The sequence below is a fragment of the Brevibacterium sp. SIMBA_078 genome (assembly GCF_046534565.1).
GTDB lineage: Bacteria > Actinomycetota > Actinomycetes > Actinomycetales > Brevibacteriaceae > Brevibacterium.
In genome coordinates this window covers 232,410-253,152 of record NZ_JAWRYQ010000003.1, presented here as the reverse complement: position 1 = coordinate 253,152, position 20,743 = coordinate 232,410, and the positions used below count along the sequence as shown (strand labels likewise).

20 protein-coding genes and 1 tRNA gene are annotated in these 20,743 nt (G+C 64.1%); 18 read left to right on the top strand and 3 right to left on the bottom strand.

Annotated features, from left to right (window positions below):
- Positions 1 to 156 precede the first annotated feature (156 nt).
- From SB749_RS13015 to proC, 10 genes are all read left to right on the top strand, one after another.
- Positions 157 to 1,653: an MmgE/PrpD family protein gene (locus tag SB749_RS13015; protein WP_410710668.1), complete on the top strand. Its 1,497-nt coding sequence runs from the start codon at positions 157 to 159 to the stop codon at positions 1,651 to 1,653.
- On the top strand, positions 1,653 to 2,558 hold the full coding sequence (gene prpB / locus SB749_RS13010) for a methylisocitrate lyase (protein ID WP_410710667.1): 906 nt from the start codon (positions 1,653 to 1,655) through the stop codon (positions 2,556 to 2,558). Before SB749_RS13015 ends, prpB begins: the two co-directional genes overlap by 1 nt.
- Entirely contained in the window at positions 2,555 to 3,676 is a 1,122-nt protein-coding gene (locus tag SB749_RS13005; RefSeq protein ID WP_259357103.1) for a bifunctional 2-methylcitrate synthase/citrate synthase, read from the top strand. The genes prpB and SB749_RS13005 overlap by 4 nt, the downstream gene beginning before the upstream one ends.
- Positions 3,677 to 3,698: 22 nt before the next feature.
- Entirely contained in the window at positions 3,699 to 4,526 is an 828-nt protein-coding gene (locus SB749_RS13000; protein ID WP_410710666.1) for an enoyl-CoA hydratase/isomerase family protein, read from the top strand.
- Between the two features lie 9 nt (positions 4,527 to 4,535).
- Entirely contained in the window at positions 4,536 to 5,513 is a 978-nt protein-coding gene (locus SB749_RS12995; protein ID WP_410710665.1) for a Ppx/GppA phosphatase family protein, read from the top strand.
- A gap of 146 nt (positions 5,514 to 5,659) precedes the next feature.
- Positions 5,660 to 7,378 (top strand): glycerol-3-phosphate dehydrogenase/oxidase, encoded by a 1,719-nt coding sequence (locus SB749_RS12990; RefSeq protein WP_410710664.1) that lies wholly within the window; start codon positions 5,660 to 5,662, stop codon positions 7,376 to 7,378.
- Between the two features lie 131 nt (positions 7,379 to 7,509).
- Positions 7,510 to 8,232 (top strand): MIP/aquaporin family protein, encoded by a 723-nt coding sequence (locus SB749_RS12985; protein ID WP_410710663.1) that lies wholly within the window; start codon positions 7,510 to 7,512, stop codon positions 8,230 to 8,232.
- An 80-nt stretch (positions 8,233 to 8,312) separates the two neighbouring features.
- Positions 8,313 to 9,845, top strand: a complete 1,533-nt coding sequence (gene glpK / locus SB749_RS12980) for a glycerol kinase GlpK (protein ID WP_410710662.1) — start codon at positions 8,313 to 8,315, stop codon at positions 9,843 to 9,845.
- Positions 9,846 to 9,940: 95 nt separating this feature from the next.
- A complete protein-coding gene (locus SB749_RS12975; protein ID WP_410710661.1) occupies positions 9,941 to 10,942 on the top strand; it encodes a sugar phosphate isomerase/epimerase family protein in 1,002 nt (333 codons plus the stop codon).
- Between the two features lie 134 nt (positions 10,943 to 11,076).
- Positions 11,077 to 11,913 (top strand): pyrroline-5-carboxylate reductase, encoded by an 837-nt coding sequence (proC, locus tag SB749_RS12970; protein WP_410710660.1) that lies wholly within the window; start codon positions 11,077 to 11,079, stop codon positions 11,911 to 11,913.
- Between the two features lie 15 nt (positions 11,914 to 11,928).
- On the opposite strand, the gene SB749_RS12965 is transcribed toward proC, so the two are convergent.
- Positions 11,929 to 12,810 (bottom strand): LuxR C-terminal-related transcriptional regulator, encoded by an 882-nt coding sequence (locus SB749_RS12965; RefSeq protein WP_410710659.1) that lies wholly within the window; start codon positions 12,808 to 12,810, stop codon positions 11,929 to 11,931.
- A 107-nt stretch (positions 12,811 to 12,917) separates the two neighbouring features.
- Between SB749_RS12965 and SB749_RS12960 the strand changes: the two genes are divergently transcribed.
- From SB749_RS12960 to SB749_RS12940, 5 genes are all read left to right on the top strand, one after another.
- Positions 12,918 to 13,259 (top strand): DUF485 domain-containing protein, encoded by a 342-nt coding sequence (locus SB749_RS12960; protein WP_173156295.1) that lies wholly within the window; start codon positions 12,918 to 12,920, stop codon positions 13,257 to 13,259.
- Entirely contained in the window at positions 13,256 to 14,908 is a 1,653-nt protein-coding gene (locus SB749_RS12955) for a cation acetate symporter (protein ID WP_410710658.1), read from the top strand. Before SB749_RS12960 ends, SB749_RS12955 begins: the two co-directional genes overlap by 4 nt.
- A 414-nt stretch (positions 14,909 to 15,322) precedes the next feature.
- Positions 15,323 to 15,757, top strand: coding sequence for a hypothetical protein (locus SB749_RS12950; RefSeq protein ID WP_410710657.1), 435 nt, complete (start codon positions 15,323 to 15,325; stop codon positions 15,755 to 15,757).
- A gap of 3 nt (positions 15,758 to 15,760) precedes the next feature.
- Positions 15,761 to 16,291 (top strand): hypothetical protein, encoded by a 531-nt coding sequence (locus tag SB749_RS12945; RefSeq protein ID WP_410710656.1) that lies wholly within the window; start codon positions 15,761 to 15,763, stop codon positions 16,289 to 16,291.
- 192 nt (positions 16,292 to 16,483) lie between these two features.
- A tRNA-Gly gene (locus tag SB749_RS12940) sits at positions 16,484 to 16,554 on the top strand.
- 197 nt (positions 16,555 to 16,751) lie between these two features.
- Here SB749_RS12940 and SB749_RS12935 read toward each other — a convergent pair.
- Both SB749_RS12935 and SB749_RS12930 read right to left on the bottom strand, forming a co-directional pair.
- The gene (locus tag SB749_RS12935) at positions 16,752 to 17,414 is read right to left on the bottom strand and encodes a potassium channel family protein (protein ID WP_169251660.1); all 663 of its coding nucleotides are present in this window, start codon (positions 17,412 to 17,414) and stop codon (positions 16,752 to 16,754) included.
- The gene (locus SB749_RS12930; protein ID WP_410710978.1) at positions 17,407 to 18,825 is read right to left on the bottom strand and encodes a TrkH family potassium uptake protein; all 1,419 of its coding nucleotides are present in this window, start codon (positions 18,823 to 18,825) and stop codon (positions 17,407 to 17,409) included. Before SB749_RS12930 ends, SB749_RS12935 begins: the two co-directional genes overlap by 8 nt.
- 59 nt (positions 18,826 to 18,884) lie before the next feature.
- Between SB749_RS12930 and SB749_RS12925 the strand changes: the two genes are divergently transcribed.
- From SB749_RS12925 to SB749_RS12915, 3 genes are all read left to right on the top strand, one after another.
- Positions 18,885 to 20,081, top strand: a complete 1,197-nt coding sequence (locus SB749_RS12925; RefSeq protein ID WP_410710655.1) for an acetoin utilization protein AcuC — start codon at positions 18,885 to 18,887, stop codon at positions 20,079 to 20,081.
- Positions 20,082 to 20,311: 230 nt separating this feature from the next.
- A complete protein-coding gene (locus SB749_RS12920; protein ID WP_009882927.1) occupies positions 20,312 to 20,410 on the top strand; it encodes a 30S ribosomal protein bS22 in 99 nt (32 codons plus the stop codon).
- 72 nt (positions 20,411 to 20,482) lie between these two features.
- Positions 20,483 to 20,728, top strand: coding sequence for a glutaredoxin family protein (locus SB749_RS12915; protein WP_410710654.1), 246 nt, complete (start codon positions 20,483 to 20,485; stop codon positions 20,726 to 20,728).
- The last annotated feature ends 15 nt before the right edge of the window (positions 20,729 to 20,743 follow it).

Genomic DNA, 20,743 nt, shown 5'->3' with positions numbered 1-20,743 from the left:
CATGGAGACCCTGTTGGTGAACTGGGACACGCTTCGGGTAAAATATCTTGATGTCGAGATAAATTTCCGACCGGCACGGACCTGCCAAGTGACGTGGCCTACAGTTGTGTCAGCACTATGTGACCATTTCCGGTCAAGGACTATGAAGGGGTATCCATGATCAATCATGAAGTCCGCACCTACAAGAGCTCAGAGAACCTGGCTCGCGAAGATCAGCTCGCATGGAAGATCGCCGAGGTCGCATCCGACCCGACGCCGGTCGATTCCGAAGTTACCGAAATGGTCATCAACCGCGTCATCGACAACGCTTCCGTCGCTGCCGCATCCGTGCGCCGCTCCGCTCCGACCCACGCTCGCGAGCAGGCTCAGGCCCACCCGTTCAATCCCGGTGCCAACATCTTCGGCCTGCCGGTGACCGACCGCTTCTCACCGGAATGGGCCGCTTGGGCCAACGGTGTGGCCGTGCGCGAACTCGATTTCCACGACACCTTCCTCGCCGCAGAGTACTCACACCCCGGTGACAACATCCCGGCAGTGCTCGCAGTCGCCCAGCACAAGGGCATCGGCGGCAAGGACCTCATCAACGGCATCGCCACCGGCTACGAGATCCAGGTCGACCTCGTCAAGGGAATGTGCCTGCACGAGCACAAGATCGACCACGTCGCCCACCTCGGCCCCTCGGCCGCAGCCGGCATCGGCGCCCTGCTCCACCTGCCCACCGAGGTCACCTTCCAGGCCGTCCAGCAGGCCCTGCATGTGACCACCGCGACCCGTCAGTCGCGCAAGGGCGAGATCTCGTCCTGGAAGGCCCACGCTCCCGCGTTCGCCGGCAAGATGGCCGTCGAATCCGTCGACCGTGCGATGCGCGGCGAAGGTGCCCCGAACCCGATCTACGAAGGTGAGGACGGCTTCATCGCCTGGATCCTCTCCGGCCCCGAGGCCCGCTACACCATCCCGCTGCCGGGCAAGGGCGAAGCGAAGCGTGCGATCCTCGACACCTACACCAAGGAGCACTCGGCCGAGTACCAGGCTCAGGCGCTCATCGACCTCGCCCGCAAGCTCGGCGGGCAGATCGAGGACCTGTCGAAGATCAAGCGCATCGTCATCCACACCTCGCACCACACCCACAACGTCATCGGCACCGGTGCGAACGATCCGCAGAAGATGGATCCGAAGGCCAGCCGTGAGACCCTCGATCACTCGATCATGTACATCTTCGCCGTGGCCATGCAGGACCAGGGCTGGCACCACGAGCACTCATATGCTCCCGAGCGCGCCGGCCGTCCCGACACCGTCGAGCTGTGGCACAAGATCGAGACCACCGAGGATCCCGAGTGGACCCGCCGCTACCACTCGATCGACCCGAACGAGAAGGCCTTCGGCGGACGCGTGGAGATCGAATTCGAGGACGGCTCGACGCTGACCGACGAGATCGCCGTCGCCGACGCCCACCCCTTCGGTGCGCGTCCCTTCGCCCGTGCGAACTACATCGAGAAGTTCAAGACCCTGGCCGAGGGCATCGTCTCCGATTCGGAGCAGACCCGCTTCCTCGATCTCGCCGAGAATCTCGAGAGCCTCGACGCCAAGGGCGTTGCGGAACTGAGCTTCACGGTCGACGGACTCGAGCACAGCGGATCGAAGGGCATCTTCTGATGCTCGGCGCACAGGCAACCCCCGCCGAGCGCCGCGCCAAGTTCCGCGAGCTGCTCGCAGGCGACGAGATCGTCCAGTTCCCCGGCGCCATCAACCCGATCAATGCTCAGATCATCGAGCAGACCGGCTTCGAAGGCGTCTACATCTCCGGTGGCGCGTTCTCCGCGGCCATGGGTCTGCCCGACATCGGGCTGACCACCCTCACCGAGGTGGCCGACCACGGACGCAATATCGCCCGAGTGACGAATCTGCCGACCTTCATCGACGCCGACACCGGATGGGGCGAAGCCATGAACGTGGCCCGCACCGTCCAGGAGTTCGAGGACGCCGGAATCTCGGGCATGCACCTGGAGGACCAGGTCAACCCGAAGCGCTGCGGCCACCTCGACGGCAAGGAGGTCGTGACCGCGGCCGAGATGTCCAAGCGCATCAAGGCCGCCGTCAAGGGGCGCCGAGACGAGAACTTCGTCATCTGCGCCCGCACCGACTCCCGCGCCGGGGAAGGCCTCGACGCCGCCATCGACCGGGCGAAGGCCTACGCCGATGCGGGAGCGGACATGATCTTCCCCGAGGCGATGCGAAATCTCGGAGAGTTCGAGAGATTCGCCTCCAGCGTCGATGTGCCGATCCTGGCGAACATGACGGAATTCGGAAAGAGCGAACTGTTCACCACCGAACAGTTGGCGAATGTCGGAGTCAAGCTTGTGATCTACCCGGTCACGACTCTGCGCATCGCCATGGGTGCGATCAGATCGGGCCTGCAGACCATTCGGGACAAGGGCACTCAGGTGGACCTGCTCGAGGGCATGCAGACCCGTGCGGACCTGTATGACACGATCGACTACGCGGCGTACAACGAGTTCGATGCCGCAGTCTTCAACTTCTCACAGGAGGGTCACCAGTGACCGAAGAAATCAAGAAGGGCCTCGCCGGTGTCGTGGTCGACACCACCGCAGTGTCCAAAGTGGTCCAGGAGACCAACTCGCTGACCTACCGCGGCTACCCCGTGCAGGAGCTCGCCGCCAAGCGCAGCTTCGAGGACGTCGCCTACCTCATCTGGAACGGCGAACTGCCCACCGAGGCGCAGCTGGCAGAATTCCAGGAACGCGAACGCTCCCAGCGTGAGATCGATGACAAGCTCGTCGACCTCATCCTCGGCCTGCCCAAGGACTGCCACCCGATGCACGTCGTGCAGACGGCTGTGGCCTACCTGGGCGCCGTCGACCCCGAGGCCGACACCGAGGGTGCCGAGGCGAACCTCGCGAAGGCCGAGCGTCTCTACGCCCAGCTGCCGACGATCGTGGCCATCGACCACCGTCGCCGTCACGGCCTCGACCCCGTCGCCCCGACGAAGGATCTCGGCTACGCCGCGAACTTCTTCAAGATGGTCTTCGACGAAGTTCCCGCCGAGGAGGTCGTGCGCTGCTTCGACGTGTCGATGATCCTCTACGCCGAGCACTCGTTCAACGCCTCGACCTTCACCGGTCGCGTCATCACCTCGACCACATCGGACCTGTACTCGGCCGTCGCCGGTGCCGTCGGTGCGCTCAAGGGCCCGCTGCACGGCGGAGCGAACGAAGCCGTCATGGCGATGCTCGAAGAGGTCGGCACCGCCGACAAGGCTTCGGCCTGGATCGACGAGGCGCTGGCCAAGAAGGCGAAGATCATGGGCTTCGGCCACCGCGTGTACAAAAACGGCGATTCGCGCGTTCCCACCATGCGCAAGGCCTTCGAGGACATGGTCGCCGTCAAGGGTGCGAACGATCTGCTGGATCTGTACAACACTTTCGAAGAGGACTTCGTCGGGCGCAAGGGCATCTACCCGAACCTCGACTACCCCTCGGGCCCGGCTTACCACCTCATGGGCTTTGACACCGAGCAGTTCACCCCGATCTTCGTGATGGCCCGCATCACCGGCTGGACCGCTCATATCTTCGAGCAGCAGGCGAACAACGCCCTCATCCGTCCCCTGAGCGCCTACGACGGTGAGGACCAGCGCGAGGTTCCCGACAACCGGGGCTGACCTCTCGAAAGGCAGAACACACATGAGACCAGACGGCTCCTACCGTCCGGTCGATCTCGAGGGTTTCGACTTCACCGTCACCGGTGGGGTCGGAACCCTCGTCATTGATCGGACCGAAAAACGCAATGCGATCTCCCGACCCATGTGGCGGGCGCTGCCGGAGATCATCGCGAACGTCGATGCCGACGATTCGATCGGCGCGCTGGTGATCACCGGGGCCGGCGGGCACTTCTCCGCCGGTTCGGACATCGCCGACCTCAATGTGCCGCTCGATGATTTCTGGGAACTCAACTCCACCGCCGAGGCGGCACTGGCGAACTCCCGGACCCCGACGATCGCCGCGATCACCGGCAACTGCGTGGGCGGGGGAACGGAGATCGCCGCGGCCTGCGATATCCGCATCGCCGCCCCCGGATCGATCTTCGGCGTCACCGCAGCCAAGCTCGGACTCGTGTACCCGGCCGGACCCACGAAGCGGCTGGCGCAGATCCTCGGCGACGCCTGGGCACGCTACCTGCTCATCACGGCCTCGATCGTGAAGTTCGAGAAGATGGCCGAACTCGGGTTCTTCCACGAAGTCTCCGACACCCCACTCGAAACGGCGCAGGCCCTGGGGGAGCGGATCGTGGGACTGTCCCGGCTCAGCCAGGTCGGAGCCAAAGCAGTTCTCGACGGTGAACTGACCGAGGACACGGAGCCGCCTCGGTGGCTCGATGATGCCTACCGGGACGAGATCATCCGCGGTCAGGAAGCCTTCTTCGCCAAGGAACCGCCGGAATTCGGCTTCGCCAAATCCGCCTGGCAGAACGGTCCCCAGGTTCGTTCTCACGGAGGCCCACGGAGAGGATAAACTGAGCGAATGCGCCTAGCAGTCCTCGATATCGGCTCCAACAGCGTCCACCTCCTGGTCGTCGACGCCCACGTCGGAGCACCGCCCCTGCCGGCCACCTCGCACAAGGAGGTGCTCCGACTCGCGGAGTACTTGGGCGATGACGGATCGATCGATGCCGAAGGGCAGGACCGGCTGCGTTCCTTCATCACCGATGCCGTCGAGATCGCCGAGGATCAGGGAGCGGAGCAGATCCTCGCATTCGCCACCTCGGCGGTCAGGGAAGCTCCGAACGGGATCGGTCTCATCGAATCGATCAACGCTCAGCTCGGGGTCACCCTCAACGTCATGTCGGGCCGCGACGAAGCCCGCGTGACCTTCCTCGCCGCCCGTCGCTGGTTCGGGTGGTCGGCCGGAAAGATCCTGCTGCTCGACATCGGCGGCGGATCACTGGAGATCGCGGCAGGTCAGGACGAATACCCGCAGGCGGCCGTGTCGATTCCCCTCGGCGCCGGACGCACCTTTTCGGACTTCCTCCCGGACCCGATGCCCACCGCCGAGGACATCCACCGCCTGCGCAAACATGCCCGGGCGCAGATCGGACGCATCGCCGGCGACATCAATCGGGTCGGAGTGCCCGACCAGGTCGTCGGTTCGTCGAAGACCTTCCGCTCCCTGGCGCGCATCGCCGGTGCCGCTCCGAGCGGCGATGGAATCTATGCTCCCAGGAAGCTCTTCCGCCGCGACCTCGAAGGCATCATCGACACCCTCGCATCCCGCACCCCCGAAGAGCGGGCGACCCTGCCCGGCGTGTCCGAGGCGCGTGCCGGTCAGGTGCTGGCCGGAGCGATCGTCGCCGAGGCGGCCTTCACGATCTTCGACATCGGCGTGATGAACATCTCCCCATGGGCGCTGCGCGAAGGCATCATCATGCGCAAACTCGACCTCCTCGACTCTGCCGAACAGTCATCGGCGATGCGCGTCGAGCCCGTCGCCGCCCTCGACTGAGCAGCCTTCGCATCTGTCGGTTTGCTACCGGAATTCAGGTTCGCCTGCTAGTTTTTGATTAGTCGCCGAGGAAGCACCCGCACTGATCTGCCCGTGCCGATATCGGTGAAAGCCCGAATCTTCTTACGGAAAGTACTAATCTGCTGATGCGAAATGGTGAGCTGTCCCCGAACTTCCGCGACCAGGCGCTGGAGACTCTGAAGAAGACGAGCGCGACCGACCCGCTCGACGTCTTCGTCGTCGGCGGGGGAGTGACCGGAGCAGGATCGGCCTTCGACGCAGCCACGCGCGGACTCAAGGTCGGCGTCGTCGATGCCAAGGACTGGGCCTCGGGAACCTCGTCCCGATCCTCGAAGCTCATGCACGGCGGACTGCGCTACCTCGAGATGCTCGACTTCAAACTCGTTGCCGAGGCTCTCAAGGAACGCGACCTGCTGCTCCAGCACACCGCACCCCATCTCGTCGAACCCGTCGCCTTCGTTTTCCCCTTCGAACACCGCCTCATCGACCGCGCTTTCATCGGCTCCGGCGTGCTCCTCTACGACACGATGGCCACTCGGCCGGGCCGCAAACGGGCCGTGCCGATGCACCGCCACCTGGGGAAGAAGGCACTGAGCTCCCACTTCCCGGGCCTGGCCGACGACGCCGCCGTCGGAGCCCTCGAATACTATGACGCGAAGGTCGATGACGCCCGCTTCGTCATGACCCTGGTCCGCTCGGCCGTGAGCTACGGGGCCGCAGCCGCCAACCACGTCTCCGTCATCGGCTACCTCCACGACGGGGATCAGGTCACCGGCGTCCACGCCCGGGACGAGATCACCGGTGAAGAGTTCGACATCCATGCCCGCCGCACCATCCTCGCCGGAGGAGTCTGGACCGAAGAGCAGCAGGATCTGGCGAAGGCCGACGCCGGGCTCAAGGTGCTCGCCTCCAAGGGCGTGCACATCACGGTGGCCGAGGACAAGATCAAGGCCGACCCGAACACCGGAATCATCTCGAAGACGGAGAAGTCCGTCCTCTTCGTCATCCCCTGGGAAGGCTATTGGGTCATCGGCACCACCGATACCCCGTGGAACGAAGACGTCGACGCCCCGGTGGCGACCTCGCAGGACATCGACTACCTGCTCGAACACGCCAACGCCATCCTCGCCGACAAACTCACCCGCGACGACGTCATCGGCGTCTACTCCGGACTGCGGCCGCTGCTCCAGCCGGTCGTCAAGGAGGGGCAGGCTTCGACGAAGGTCTCCCGCGAGCACACCGTGATGGAGGTCGAACCGGCCCTCGCCGCGATCGCCGGAGGCAAGTTCACCACCTACCGGGTGATGGCCGAAGACGCCGTCGACTTCGTCCTCGGCGACGATGCGAAGGACCGCCGGTCGCTCACCGAATCCGTGCCGCTGCTCGGCGCCCAGGGAGTGGGTGCGCTGCGGCGCGGCCAATCCGGGATCGCGGAGAAGTACGGCTGGGACGAAGACCGCGTCAAGCGGCTCATCCGCCGTTACGGCACCCTCATCGAGGATCTGCTCGACCTCGTTGATGACGATCCCGAGCTCGGTCAGCCGCTGGAAGGCGCCGAACGCTACCTGCGCGTCGAGGCCCACTACGCGGCCGCAGCAGAGGGGGCCGTCCACCTCGGCGACATCCTCGAGAGGCGGATGCGGCTGAACTACGAAGCCCCGGACCGAGGCAAGAACGCCGCCGAGGCGGTCGCGGCCATCGTCGCGCCCGTCCTCGGATGGGGCGCCGATCGGCAGTCGGCCGAGGTTGAGAAATTCAACGCTCACGTCGACGCTCAGGTCGCGGCCGAGGCCATCGACGACGACGCCTCGGCGGCGGCCCTGGTCGGGGAGACTCTCCACTGAACCGTGCACAGCGAAGTGCGGAACCACAACGGAATACCGACAACTGAATATCGACCGACCCGGAGCACCCTCCGGGTCGACCATCGGCCGGAACACCCACCGGAAATGCAAACAATAGGAGTTTGTGAGATATGGGCACCATTTTCCTCTATGAGATCGCCGGTACAGCGATGCTCATGCTGCTCGGCGTCGGCGTCGTTGCCAACGTCGTACTCGGCAAGACGAAGGGCAACGGGGGCGGTTGGCTCCTCATCTCGTTCGGTTGGGGCCTCGCGGTCTTCGCCGGTGTCTTCGTCGCCTTCAAGACCGGCGCACACCTCAACCCGGCCGTCACCTTCGGCATCCTCGCCAGTGGAGCCTCGGAATACGCGGACGGAATTCCGGTCACCTTCGGCAATACCATCGCCTATCTCGCCGCCGAGATGATCGGTGCCATGATCGGTGCCTTCCTGGCCTGGGCCGTCTACAAGAAGCACTATGACGAAGAGAAGGAAGCCGGCAACATCCTCGGCACCTTCTCGACCGGTCCGGAGATCCGCAGCTACGGATGGAACTTCATCACCGAGGTCATCGCAACCTTCGTCCTCGTGTTCGTCATCCTGCTCTTCGGAGGTACCCCGGACAAGTTGGGACCATTGGCAGTCGGCCTCCTCGTCGTCGCCATCGGCGCCTCACTCGGCGGACCCACGGGCTACGCGATCAACCCTGCCCGTGACCTCGGACCCCGTATCGTCCACGCGCTGCTGCCGATCCCGAACAAGGGAAGCTCCGACTGGTCGTACTCGTGGGTGCCGATCGCCGGCCCCCTCGTGGGCGGCGTGCTTGCCGGTCTGGCCTCCCAAGCCTTCCTCTGAGTCGGTCAGCGGCAACAGCACCTCACCATCGAGACACAGCACCATCTGGACATAGCGTCATCGAGACACAGGAGTGAAGAATGAGCCAGGAAAAGTACATCCTCGCCATCGACCAGGGGACCACCTCGTCGAGGGCCATCGTCTTTGACCATGACGGTCAGATCGTGTCCTCGGGCCAACTCGAGCACGAACAGATCTTCCCGCGTGCCGGCTGGGTCGAACACGATGCAGAAGAGATCATCAGGAACACCAACGAGGCGATCGGCCAGGCCCTGACCAGGGCAGGCATCAACCGCCACCAGCTCGAGGGCGTTGGCATCACCAACCAGCGTGAGACCACGGTGATCTGGAACAAGAACACGGGCAAGCCCGTTTACAACGCGATCGTCTGGCAGGACACAAGAACCCAGAAGATCTGCGACGAACTGGCAGGGGACGAAGGTCCGGATAAGTACAAGGAACGGGTCGGGCTGCCCCTTGCCACGTACTTCGCGGGTCCGAAGGCCAAGTGGATCTTCGACAACGTCGACGGGGTCAAGGAGGCCGCCGAGGCAGGCGAGCTCCTCTTCGGCACCATGGACACCTGGGTGATCTGGAATCTCACAGGCGGCGTCAACGGCGGAATCCACGTCACCGACGTCACGAATGCCTCCCGGACGATGCTCATGAACATCAAGTCCCTTGACTGGAACGAGGAGATCGCCGGTGAGATGGGCATCCCCGTCTCGATGCTGCCGGAGATCAAGTCCTGTTCGGAGGTCTACGGCTACGGTGCCAAGAACGGCCTCATCATCGACACCCCGATCTGCGGCATCGTCGGTGACCAGCAGGCGGCGACCTTCGGTCAGGCCTGCTTCGAGAAGGGCCAGGCGAAGAACACCTACGGCACCGGCAACTTCATGCTCATCAACACCGGCACGGAGCCGGTGGCGAGCAAGAACGGCCTGCTGACCACCGTGGCCTACAAGATCGGCGACGACGAGGCAGTCTACGCCCTCGAGGGATCAGTGGCGGTCACGGGTTCGCTTGTGCAGTGGCTGCGCGACAACTTCGGAATCATCTCCGAGGCTCCAGAGGTGGAGACCCTGGCGAAGAACGTCGATGACAACGGCGGCTGCTACATCGTCCCCGCGTTCTCGGGTCTCTTCGCTCCGCACTGGGAGTCGGATGCCCGCGGTGTGATGGTGGGGCTGACTCGGTACGTCAACAAGAGCCACATTGCACGTGCGGCTCTCGAATCGGTGGCATTCCAGTCCCGCGAGGTCCTCGATGCGATGAACCTCGACTCGGGTGTCGAACTCACCGAACTCAAGGTCGATGGCGGCATGGTCGCCAACGAGACGCTCATGCAGTTCCAGGCCGACCTCCTCGGCGTGCCCGTCATCCGTCCCGAGGTCGTCGAGACCACGGCCCTGGGTGCTGCCTATGCGGCCGGTATCGCCGTGAAGTTCTGGAACGGTGAGGAAGATGTGAAGAACAACTGGCGCGAGGACAAGCGCTGGCTGCCGTCGATGGACGAGGAGAAGGTCGCCCGCGTCTACCGCCTCTGGAACAAGGCGGTCGAGAAGTCGAAGAACTGGGTCGACGACGACACCGAAGCCCTCTACGCCTGAATTACTACCTGACGGCGGCCCAGCAACCTCGCGCGAGGTTGCTGGGCCGCCGTCAGGTAGTTCTGGGGAGGGGGAGCCGCGTTAGACTGGAAGAGATGAGCAAGAAGTCGAAGTCCCAGCGGAAGGTGTTGACCACCAAGAATTCTGCGCGCTCGAATTCGAAGCGCCACAAGGAGTACTTCGACAAACACGACGTGTATGAGCAAGACGCTCACCACGTCTCCGACAACCGGATCAGGCTCGGCCTCTCCAGCTCCTCCGTCTCACCCATGACCGTCGAGGAGACCTTCACCCAAGCGGCCAAACACGGCTACGACGGTGTCGAGATCATGGTCACCCATAACACCGAGACCCGCGACGTCGACCTCATCAACGGACTCGCCGGCGACACTGGACTCGACGTCATCTCCCTGCACGCGCCGACCCTGCTGTTCCTGCCCCGGGTGCTGCACAAAGACCATTGGGAGAAGCTGCGGATCACCGCGAACCTCGCCAAGGAAGTCGGCGCCGACACGGTTGTCCTCCACCCGCCGTTCCGCTGGCAGGGAGAATACGCCCTCGGCTTCGTCGACGGCGTCCGCCAGGTCGCCCAGGAGACCGGTGTGAGACTGGCCGTGGAGAACATGTACCCCTGGCGGGCCGGCCTGCGCGAGATCCAGGTCTACTACCCCGACTGGAACCCCCTGGACGAGGACTACGACGACCTCACCTTCGACTTCTCCCACGCCTCCACCGCCGGAATGAACGCCCTGGAGACGGTGGGCGAGATCTTCGACCAGCTCCGCCACGTCCATCTCACCGACGGTGCCGGCTCACTCAAGGACGAACACCTCGTTCCGGGTGAAGGCACCATGCCCGTCGCCGAGACCCTGCAGTACCTCGCCAAACACAATTGGCAGGGCGACGTCGTCGTCGAGGTCAACACCCGATTCGTCCGCAGACAGTCAGCGCGCGAGAAGATGCTCGCCGACTCCATCGCCTTCGCCCGTGAGCACCTCGGCCTCGACGCGGACACTCCGCGACGCAACGCCTACAGTCACACCCGCACCTCCGAGCACAAACCCTCGCGATCCGGAAAAGCCGGCGCCGAGAGCTGACGCTGCGAGCGACCGCGACGTCGCACATCACCCTGCTCGTCTTCGCTTCGACTCGCCCGACCTGGCACCGGCACGCTTCGGCGCATGGACACCCACCGACCACCACACATCAGATATCGAAAGGCTGACGCATTTTGACCACCATCGCCTCCATCGGAACCGGCAACATGGGCACGGCCCTCATCCAGGGAATCCTCACCGCCGACGCGAGCATCACCGTCCGCGCGACGACGAATTCGACCGCCTCGGCGCAGCGGCTCCGCACCGATCTGCCCACCGCCACGGTCACCGCGTTGGAGAACGATGCCCAAGCGAATCGGAAAGCCGTGTCCGGAGCCGATTTCGTCTTCCTCGGCGTGAAGCCGTGGATGATGGCCGAGACCCTGCGTGAACTCGCCGACGACCTCGACCGGGACTCCGTGCTCGTGTCCATGGCAGCCGGCGTCGCCGCCGCAGACCTTGCGAAGCTCGCCCCCGGGAATCCGATCGTGCGGATCATGCCGAACACGCCGAGCGCCATCGGCCACGGCGTCATCGCGCTGGCCCCGACCGCCGAGGTGACCGCCGCCAGCGTGGATACACTGAAGTCACTGCTGTCGGGCGCCGGCCTCGTCGTCGATCTCGACGAATCCCAGATCCCGGCCATGACCGGAATCTCCGGGTCCGGAGTCGCGTACTTCTTCCTCCTCGCCGAAGCCATGATCGCCGCCGGCGTCAAGCAGGGCCTGAGCGAGGACGTCGCCCGTCAGATGGTCGTGGCCACCGCCGACGGCGCCGGTCGACTCCTGACCGAGAAGCCCGACCCCGCCGCGCAGCGTCAGGCCGTGAGCAGCAAGGGCGGGACGACCTTGGCCGGTCTCCAGCAGTTCCTCGACTCGGGGATCTTCGATATCGCCGAGGCGGCCGCGCAGGCGGCGGCGGACCGTTCCCTGGAGATGGAACGGGAGAACTCGGAGGTCATCAACGGCTGAGCGGATCCTCCCCGCTCAGGGGAGGACGTGGGATGAGCGGGCGATCGACACGGCCTCATGACGGGTCCGTGCCGAGAGCTTGACCATCGCCGTATTGAGATAGGACTTCACAGTCGACTCGCGCAGCGACAGCGCCTCGGCGATGCGGGCATTCGGCCAGCCCAAGGCGACATGCGAGAGGATGTCGGTCTCCCTCGGCGACAGCCTGACTGCGGGCACCGGCGTCTGGAAGTTCTCCGGATTGTGTCCGGAGAGAATATCGGCCAGGCGCGCCTCGATGCCGGTGAGCTTCTCTCGGGTCTCCTCATCGACGATCCCGGAGCGGATGGCCCTCAGCTCGGCATAGGTGTGCCGGAGAGCTTCGCGTCCCGAGGGATCCAGATCCGGGTAGAGCGGTTCCTCCTTGACGGGGCCGCGCGGTTCCTGCCGGTATCCGAGGCGAGCGAGATCGACCGAGAGCTGTCGTACCCGTCTGACGAGGTCTCCCGTCTGCGGGGCGGCGGCGTTGTAGTCCGCGCGGTGGCCGCAGTAGACCATACCGGTGACCTCACCGCCGTGCAGAGTGGGGACGGCGATGAGGACGCGGATGCCCTCGCCGAGGACCTCCTCGTCGTAATGGTGGGTGATGAGAGGGTCGATCTCGTAGTCCCGGGTGAGCTGCGGAGTGCCTTCGGTCATGGCCCGTCCGCCGAGGCCGCGTCCGGTGCTGACGATGAGGGTCGAGAGCAGGTTCTTGTCGGCGCCGGCGACGGCTTCGACCGCGACCGAATCCTCTTCGACCATGCCTCCGAAGACGACGTCACCGGTGCCGCTCTGGTGCAGGGAATCGACGGCTTCGACGAATAGGCGACGGGTCTCGGCCTTGAGAGCCCGCGTTTCCTTGGCGTGCGCATTCATGTGAACAAGCTACCAACTTTCGGTGGTATTCCCTAGCGCATGCTGAACGTTACCTTTGGGCCATGTGATTCAGGACACTGATGTTCTGTCCATTCAAAGGAGAAAGAATGACTGACCCTGTCAACACCGGTGTTGACTTCCTCGCAGAGGAGGAGAAGCCGGAGTTCAAGGCCCTCAAACGCAAACGCTTCTCGGTGGTGATCCCGCTGTCGATCGCGTTCCTCGTCTGGTACTTCCTCTACGTCATCCTCAGCACGTACGCCCACGATTTCATGTCGACGAAGGTCGTGGGGGAGATCAACGTCGGACTCGTCTTCGGACTGCTGCAGTTCGTGACGACCTTCGCGATCACGATGTTCTACGTCTCGTTCGCCAACAAGAAGCTCGACCCTCCCGCGGAAGCGATCCGTGAACGACTGCAGGCCGAATCGGAAGGACACCGCTCATGAGCACTCTGGCAATCGGAGACTTCGTCGCTTCCGGAGTCGACCTCCTCAGCGCAGCGACCACCGAGGTGGAGAACAACCCGGTCCTCAACATCACGATCTTCGCCGCATTCGTCGCGGTCACGATGTTCATCGTTCTGCGGGCCAGCCGCAACAACAGATCCGCTTCGGACTACTATGCCGGCGGCCGGTCGTTCACCGGACCGCAGAACGGCTTCGCCATCGCCGGTGACTACCTCTCCGCCGCATCCTTCCTCGGCATCTGCGGCGCGATCGCCGTCAACGGCTACGACGGATTCCTCTACTCGATCGGCTTCCTCGTCGCCTGGCTCGTCGCCCTGCTCATCGTCGCCGAGCTCATGCGCAACACCGGCAAGTTCACCATGGCCGATGTGCTGTCCTTCCGCCTCAAGCAGCGCCCCGTGCGCATGGCAGCAGCCCTGTCGACCCTGGCGGTCTGCTTCTTCTACCTGCTCGCGCAGATGGCCGGTGCCGGCGGACTCGTGTCTCTGCTCATGGGCATCGACGGCAAGGTCGGCCAGTCGCTGGTCATCGCCGTCGTCGGCGCGCTGATGATCATCTACGTCCTCGTCGGCGGAATGAAAGGCACTACCTGGGTGCAGATCGTCAAGGCGATCCTGCTCATCGCCGGCGCCTTCGCCATGACCATCTGGGTGCTCGCACTCAATGGCTTCAACCTCTCGACCCTGCTGGCCTCGGCCGTGGACAACGCAGCCGAAGGAGTCGGGGAAGGCGTCCTCAACCCGGGTCTGCAGTACGGCGAGAATCCGCTCGACTTCATCTCCCTGGCACTGGCGCTCGTGCTGGGCACGGCGGGTCTGCCCCACGTGCTCATGCGCTTCTACACCGTCCCCACTGCCAAGGAAGCTCGCCGATCCGTGGTGTGGGCGATCTGGCTCATCGGTGCGTTCTACCTCTTCACCCTCGTGCTCGGCTATGGTGCGGCCGCACTCGTCGGCGCCGACGCGATCAAGAACGCTCCTGGCGGCGTGAACTCCGCTGCGCCGCTCCTGGCGCTGCAGCTCGGAGGGCCCCTGCTCATGGGCTTCATCTCTGCGGTCGCGTTCGCCACGATCCTCGCGGTGGTGGCGGGTCTGGCGATCACCGCGGCGGCCTCGTTCGCTCACGATATCTACGCCAACGTCATCAAGAAGGGCCACGTCGAGGACTCCGAGGCGGAGGTCAAGATCGCCCGCCGCACCGTCGTCGTCATCGGTGCGGTCGCGATCATCGGCGGCATCGGAGTGCAGGGACAGAACATCGCATTCCTCGTGGCCCTCGCCTTCGCCGTCGCCGCCAGTGCGAACCTGCCCACGATCGTGTATTCGCTGTTCTGGAAGCGCTTCACCACTCGCGGTGCGGTGTGGTCGATCTACGGCGGACTGATCTCGGCGATGGTGCTCATCGCGTTCTCGCCGGTTGTCTCCGGCTCCGAGACCGCAATGATCCCCGGTGCCGACTTCGCGATCTTCCCGCTGTCGAACCCCGGCATCATCTCGATTCCGCTCGGCTTCATCCTCGGCTGGATCGCCTCGGTGACGGATAAGACCGTGGAGAGTCCCGAGCTGGCCGCCGAAATGGACGTCCGTGCCCATACCGGATTCGGCGCCGAGGAGGCGGTCGAGCACTGATCCCATCCGCCATCCGCGTGTTCGAAGTGCAGACGACCCGATTCCGGTCAGCACACATGCACTTCGGACACGCGGTTGTGGATACCGCAGCGTTATGGCCGCGTCGTGACCATCTCGGCGCACGCACCCTTGCGCTGAGAACTCGGCTGCAATCGAGTACCACGCGGGTGCGGAGGCGCCGCTGACTCAAACGCCGTGGACTGTTGACAGCATGCGGACTCGGACGTCTTATGGGTGTGGATGCCGAGGGCGATTCCACAGGCGGTTGAGGAGGCCTTGTCGGAGTCTCATTCGCAGCGACAGTCTTGCCGCATGTACAACGTGGTCCGCACCAGTGAACTCAGGGCGCGTGGGGTGCAGAGCAGATGCATCCGTGACGCCAAAGACTGCTGCCTTTTGGCACTCACTCAAGGGATGTATTCTGTCATCGCCCGCTGCTCGAATCCCAGACATGGTGCGATAGCGGAGTTCATCACGGACGAAGCGTGGATGCACAGAGTCGTCGAGCAGACCGACCCGGAGTCGGGGAGGCCTCGTTTCGAACTCCTCGACATGTTCGAGAAGCTGCGAGTGGCTTCGTACCCGCACTACCGATTTGACGACGTGATCTGGGGAGTCTCCGCCGCATTCGTCCATGACCTTCCACTGCATCGACCGCCTCGGGGGAAGGTCTTCATCGCTCATCCGACGAGGCGGCACAGCAGTGCCGATGTGTCGAGGACCTCCAAGACCATTCCTGATGAGGACGTCGTCCGTATCGGCAAAATGGCGCTCACCTCGCCCATCCGCACCGCGTTCGACCTCTTCGGCCAACTCGGTGAACCGGAGGGCTTCGCCGTGCTGGAGTAGTGTTTGCGCAGATCGGTATTCGGTTCCGACGCAGGAGCGGACGCCGCGGCCAGGTTCGGTTACCCACCGGACACGCTGGCATTGGCCGAGCGCCGAATCGCCGAGGATTTCCTGCCCGTGCTGGGCCGACTGTCGAAAGGCCAGGTGAGAGCGCAGCGCTTGCTGTCGGCGATCGGTCCGCTGTCGGAGAGTTACGGAGAGAGTCGCTTCGCGTACAACCTCACGCAGCTGAGGCTGACCGGATTCAGTCAGCAGGCCAGGGTCTGGGATGGGCGCGCAGTCATCGCTCGTGTGGACTTTCTGCACAGAGAATCGCGGACGATCGTTCTCGTTGACGGCTTCTCCAAATATGCCGACAACGGAGTCGGGCTGATGCGCAAAGAGGTTCGTCAGTACAACCGGTTGCTGGAGCTGGGCTACCGAATCGTTCGTCTCAACTTCACCGACGTGACTCACCTTGAAGAATGCGCGACCAAACTCTTAGGGCAGGCACCGCACCTGAGGGAGTTCATCGCCCCACGGGTGCGTTCCTGAGCTCGCACCCAACCACGGCACCAACTGCTTGAAAATGCAGATGCCCCGACCGAAGTCACTGCTTTTACACTTTGAACCCGCGAATGTCGGATGTACCTCGGGCCAGACGCTGTAGACTGGTCCGAGTCGCTGACCACGGCATGATCGCACCGGGCCCTGCCTGGGCGAACAGTTCGAATTCGGTGGCGACGCGCGGGCGTAGCTTAATGGTAAAGCTTCGGCTTCCCAAGCCGACGACGCGGGTTCGATTCCCGTCGCCCGCTCTCATACCGCGCACCCACACTGGCTATGCCAGCGATCCGAGACCCACGATGCGGGGTGATCGCCGCTCGCAGCGTGTGCCGCCACGGTGGTGTCGGACCTGACCGGTGCACCAACTGCTTCGAAATGCAGATGCCCCGATCGAAGTCACTGCATTCACGCTTTGAACCCGCGGTTACCTCTGGCACCGCTTCGCAGCCTACGGGCGGCCGGCGAAGCGGCCAAGCAGCTCGACGTGTCCGGCGACGATGAGCAGATCCTGTTTGCCCACGCGGGTCGTCGGATCGGCGTAGGTGAAGTCGCGGCCGGGGCTTTTGATGCCCACGATCGTCACACCGTACTTGTCGCGGACACCGGACTCGCTGAGAGTGAAGCCTTGGATCTCCCGCGGCGGCCGCATCTTCACCACGGCGAAATGGCCTTCATCGAACTCGATGTACTCCATCATCCGCGAACTGACCAGGTGGGCGACGCGGCGACCGGCATCCGACTCCGGGTAGAGCACATGATGGGCGCCGATGCGGTGGAGGATCTTGCCGTGCGACGGCGAGATCGCCTTCGCCCACACCTGCGAAACGCCCAGGTCGACGAGGTTGGCGGTCGTGAGCACGCTGTCTTCGATCGAAGTGCCGATCCCGACGACGGCAGTCGAGAAGTCACCGGCACCGACCTGCCGCAGTGCGTCGATGTTCGTCGAATCGGCTTCGACGACGTGGGTGAGTTTGCCGCTCCAGTCCTTGACGAGCTCGGGATTGTGCTCGATGGCCATGACCTCGCGACCGAGTTTGGCCAGAGTCGCCGCGGTCGAGGACCCGAAACGCCCCAGTCCGATGACCAGGATTGAAGTGTGTTCGTTAGCCAACGACCGGCCTTTCCTCGGGGTAGCGGTAGAGGCGCACCGAATCCTGCATGGACAGTGCAGCCGCCAGTGTAATCGTACCGAGTCGACCGATGAGCATGATCACCGACAGAACGTAGAGTCCCGAGTTCGGCGAGGTCGCCGACACCCCGGAGCTCAGGCCCACGGTGCCGAAGGCGGAGATCACCTCGAACAGCACCCGATCGAGCGGTTCCGCACTGATCTGCAGCATCGTCAGGGTGCCGATGAAGACGATCATCGCACCGGTGAGCAGGATCGAGATCGACAGTTTGATCGTCGACGACGTCAGCCGCCGACCGAACACATTCACGTCCTGCAGACCCCTGGCCTCGGCATACGCAGCGAGGACGAGTACGGCCACCGTCGTCACCTTGATTCCGCCTGCTGTCGACGACGAACCGCCGCCGATGAACATCATGAGATCCATGAGCAGATGCGACGCTTGGCTCATGTCCGCGACCTCCATCGTCGAGAAGCCGCCCGACCGGGGCATGACCGCCATGAACAGCACTTCGACGAAGGTGTGGCCGGCGTTCTTATCGCCCAGGGTGGCCGGGTTCGCCGACTCGAACAGCGCCAACAGCAGCAGTCCGATCGCCAGCACCGTCGTCGTGGTCGTCAACGTCAGCTTCGTATGCAGATCCCAACGGCTGGGCCGGTTCCAGAACATCGCGACCATGAGCACGACGGGGAACCCCAGCGACCCGACGAACACCCCCGCCATGAGCAGTGACAGAATCCACGGATCCGAGGCGAAATACGCCGCCCCGCCTTCGTGGATGGTGAATCCGGCGTTGTTGAACGCCGAGATCGAATAGAACACCGAGTACCAGATGGAGTCGCCGAGCGATTCCCCGCGGATGAGGAACCGGGGGAACAGCAGCACCGCGAGGATCGACTCGGCGGTGAAGATGGTGATGACCACTGTCTTGAGCAGCGAGCCGACCTGACCCAGATTGAGCGCCGAGGTGGCCTGCTGAGCGATCAGGCGCTGCCGGACTCCCAGCCTCCTGGAGACCGCCATACCCAGCACCGAGGCGAGGGTGAGGATTCCGAGACCGCCGACCTGGATGCCGGCGGTGATGACCGAGATCCCGAAGTCCGACCAGTACTCCTCCGTGACGACCGGGGTCAGCCCGGTCACGCATACGGCGGAGACCGCCACGAACACCGAGTTCGCGAAGTGCGTGGCCTGATCGACCGAACCGGGGTCGCGCATGCTCGCCGGCAGCATCAGCAGGATCGCGAACGCTGCGACGACGGCGACGAAGGACCCGATCGCCAATCGTGCCGGTGAGGCCACGGCGAGGTCGTCGACGAAGTCACGGACCCACCGACCCGGCTTCAGCAGCCGATCGAAGCGCGGCGAGGAATTCTTGGACACAAGCACCATGGTAGAGCCGGTCGCCCCGGAATCGGCGCAAGTGAGCTGTGCCATATAGCATGGTGGGCATGGCCGAAAATGATGTGTATGTCGTTTGGGACGACGAAGTGACCGGTTACAATTTCGGTCCCAGCCACCCCATGCACCCTCTCAGGCTCGACCTGACAGCGAAGCTCGCCGAGGACTTCGGACTCTTCGACGCAGACAACGTCCACGTCGATCCCATCGGTGAGATCGATGAGGCGAAGCTCGCCCGCCTCCACGACCCCGACTACATCGCCGCGGTCAAGCAGGCCGGCACCGAGGAGGGCCTCGAGGAGCAGGACGCGAACAGATACGGAATCGGCACCGAGGATGTTCCCGGGTTCGAGAATATGCACACCGCCTCGGCGCTGCTGTTCCAAGGCAGCGTCAACGCCGCGAACGCGATCATCTCCGGGGACTTTCGGCGCGCGGTGAACTTCTGCGGCGGAATGCACCACGCGATGCCGGGCAAGGCCAGCGGGTTCTGCGTCTACAACGACGCGGCCGGCGCGATCACCGAATTCCTCGACGCCGGGTACGAGCGCATCGTCTACCTCGACATCGACGCCCACCACGGTGACGGCGTCGAGACATTCTTCTGGGACGACCCGCGAGTGCTCACGATCTCGATCCACGAATCGGGTAAATTCCTCTTCCCCGGCACCGGATTCCCCGCCGATATCGGGGGACTCAAGGCGGCCGCCTCGGCGGTGAATATCGCACTGCCCCCACGCACGGGCGACGCGGACTGGCTGCGCGCCTTCGACGCCACCGTCCCGCAGGTCGTCGCCGCATTCGAACCCCAGGTCATCGTCTCCCAGCACGGATGCGACGGACACCGGGCCGACCCGCTGACCCATATGCGCCTGAGCGTCGACGCCATGCGCACCGCTGCCGAACGCATCCGCGATCTCGCCGTCGATCACGCCGATGGACGCTGGCTGTCGGTCGGGGGAGGGGGATACGCGATCATCGACGTCGTGCCCCGCGCCTGGACGAACCTGCTGGCCGTCGCCGCCGGCCGCGATATCGATCCCGGAGCCCGGATTCCCGGACGCTGGGCCTCCTATGCGCAGACGAAGACCGGGCGGGAAGCGCCGCTGTCGATGACCGACGGCTTCGACGGGGCCTTCGAACCCTGGTCGAAGGGATTCGACCCCGAAGTCGAACTCGACCGTGCCGTGATGGGCACCCGGAAGAACATCTTCCCCTTCTTCGCACTCGACCCTTACTTCGACTGATCGATATCGGTCGACGCCCGTCGACCCAGCCGAACGCGAGTCCGGCCCTGCCGTGCACGCCACCCGGGCCGAACCCGATCCCCGCGTCCGCGCGGATCGCCTGGCACCGCCGTTGTGGATCTGGACACAGTTTTGGGAAAGCAGGCGGCCAAGCGATAGAATTGCACGGTTAGTTCAATGGGCGGGCACCTGATGTTCACCCTCCACCGACAAGCACAAGGGGTACCCGAGTGGGCTCAGTCATCAAGAAGCGCCGCAAGCGTATGTCGAAGAAGAAGCACCGCAAGCAGCTTCGCAAGACACGTCACCAGCGTCGCAACAAGAAGTAAGGCCCAACGGTCCTACGCCCCCGCTCGAGTGATTTCTCGGCGGGGTTTGTTGCACCCGATGAGGAGTGAGCCATGGTCGATCTGACCTTTCTCACACGTGTCGACTGCCATCTGTGCGCTGATGCGCTGCAGGCCGTCACCGAGGTGGCTGCGGGCAGAGATGTGGCCGTGACCGAGATCGACATCGATACGGATGACGATCTGGCTGCGCAGTACGGCTGGGACGTTCCGGTCGTTCTCCTCAACGGGCGACAACACAGTTTTCATCGAGTCGATAGGGATCGGCTGTCCAAGGCGCTCGACGCCTTGGGCGCATGAGATCGATTGAAGGAG

Coding starts and splice junctions, on each gene's coding strand:
- prpB (WP_410710667.1), top strand. CDS start 1,653: ATGCTCGGCGCACAGGCAACCCCCGCCGAGCGCCGCGCCAAGTTCCGC.
- SB749_RS12960 (WP_173156295.1), top strand. CDS start 12,918: ATGACTGACCCTGTCAACACCGGTGTTGACTTCCTCGCAGAGGAGGAG.
- SB749_RS12965 (WP_410710659.1), bottom strand. CDS start 12,810: ATGAATGCGCACGCCAAGGAAACGCGGGCTCTCAAGGCCGAGACCCGT.
- SB749_RS12985 (WP_410710663.1), top strand. CDS start 7,510: ATGGGCACCATTTTCCTCTATGAGATCGCCGGTACAGCGATGCTCATG.
- SB749_RS12990 (WP_410710664.1), top strand. CDS start 5,660: ATGCGAAATGGTGAGCTGTCCCCGAACTTCCGCGACCAGGCGCTGGAG.
- SB749_RS12915 (WP_410710654.1), top strand. CDS start 20,483: ATGGTCGATCTGACCTTTCTCACACGTGTCGACTGCCATCTGTGCGCT.
- SB749_RS13015 (WP_410710668.1), top strand. CDS start 157: ATGATCAATCATGAAGTCCGCACCTACAAGAGCTCAGAGAACCTGGCT.
- glpK (WP_410710662.1), top strand. CDS start 8,313: ATGAGCCAGGAAAAGTACATCCTCGCCATCGACCAGGGGACCACCTCG.
- SB749_RS12930 (WP_410710978.1), bottom strand. CDS start 18,825: ATGGTGCTTGTGTCCAAGAATTCCTCGCCGCGCTTCGATCGGCTGCTG.
- SB749_RS12950 (WP_410710657.1), top strand. CDS start 15,323: ATGTATTCTGTCATCGCCCGCTGCTCGAATCCCAGACATGGTGCGATA.
- SB749_RS13000 (WP_410710666.1), top strand. CDS start 3,699: ATGAGACCAGACGGCTCCTACCGTCCGGTCGATCTCGAGGGTTTCGAC.
- SB749_RS12995 (WP_410710665.1), top strand. CDS start 4,536: ATGCGCCTAGCAGTCCTCGATATCGGCTCCAACAGCGTCCACCTCCTG.
- SB749_RS12925 (WP_410710655.1), top strand. CDS start 18,885: ATGGCCGAAAATGATGTGTATGTCGTTTGGGACGACGAAGTGACCGGT.
- SB749_RS12955 (WP_410710658.1), top strand. CDS start 13,256: ATGAGCACTCTGGCAATCGGAGACTTCGTCGCTTCCGGAGTCGACCTC.
- SB749_RS12975 (WP_410710661.1), top strand. CDS start 9,941: ATGAGCAAGAAGTCGAAGTCCCAGCGGAAGGTGTTGACCACCAAGAAT.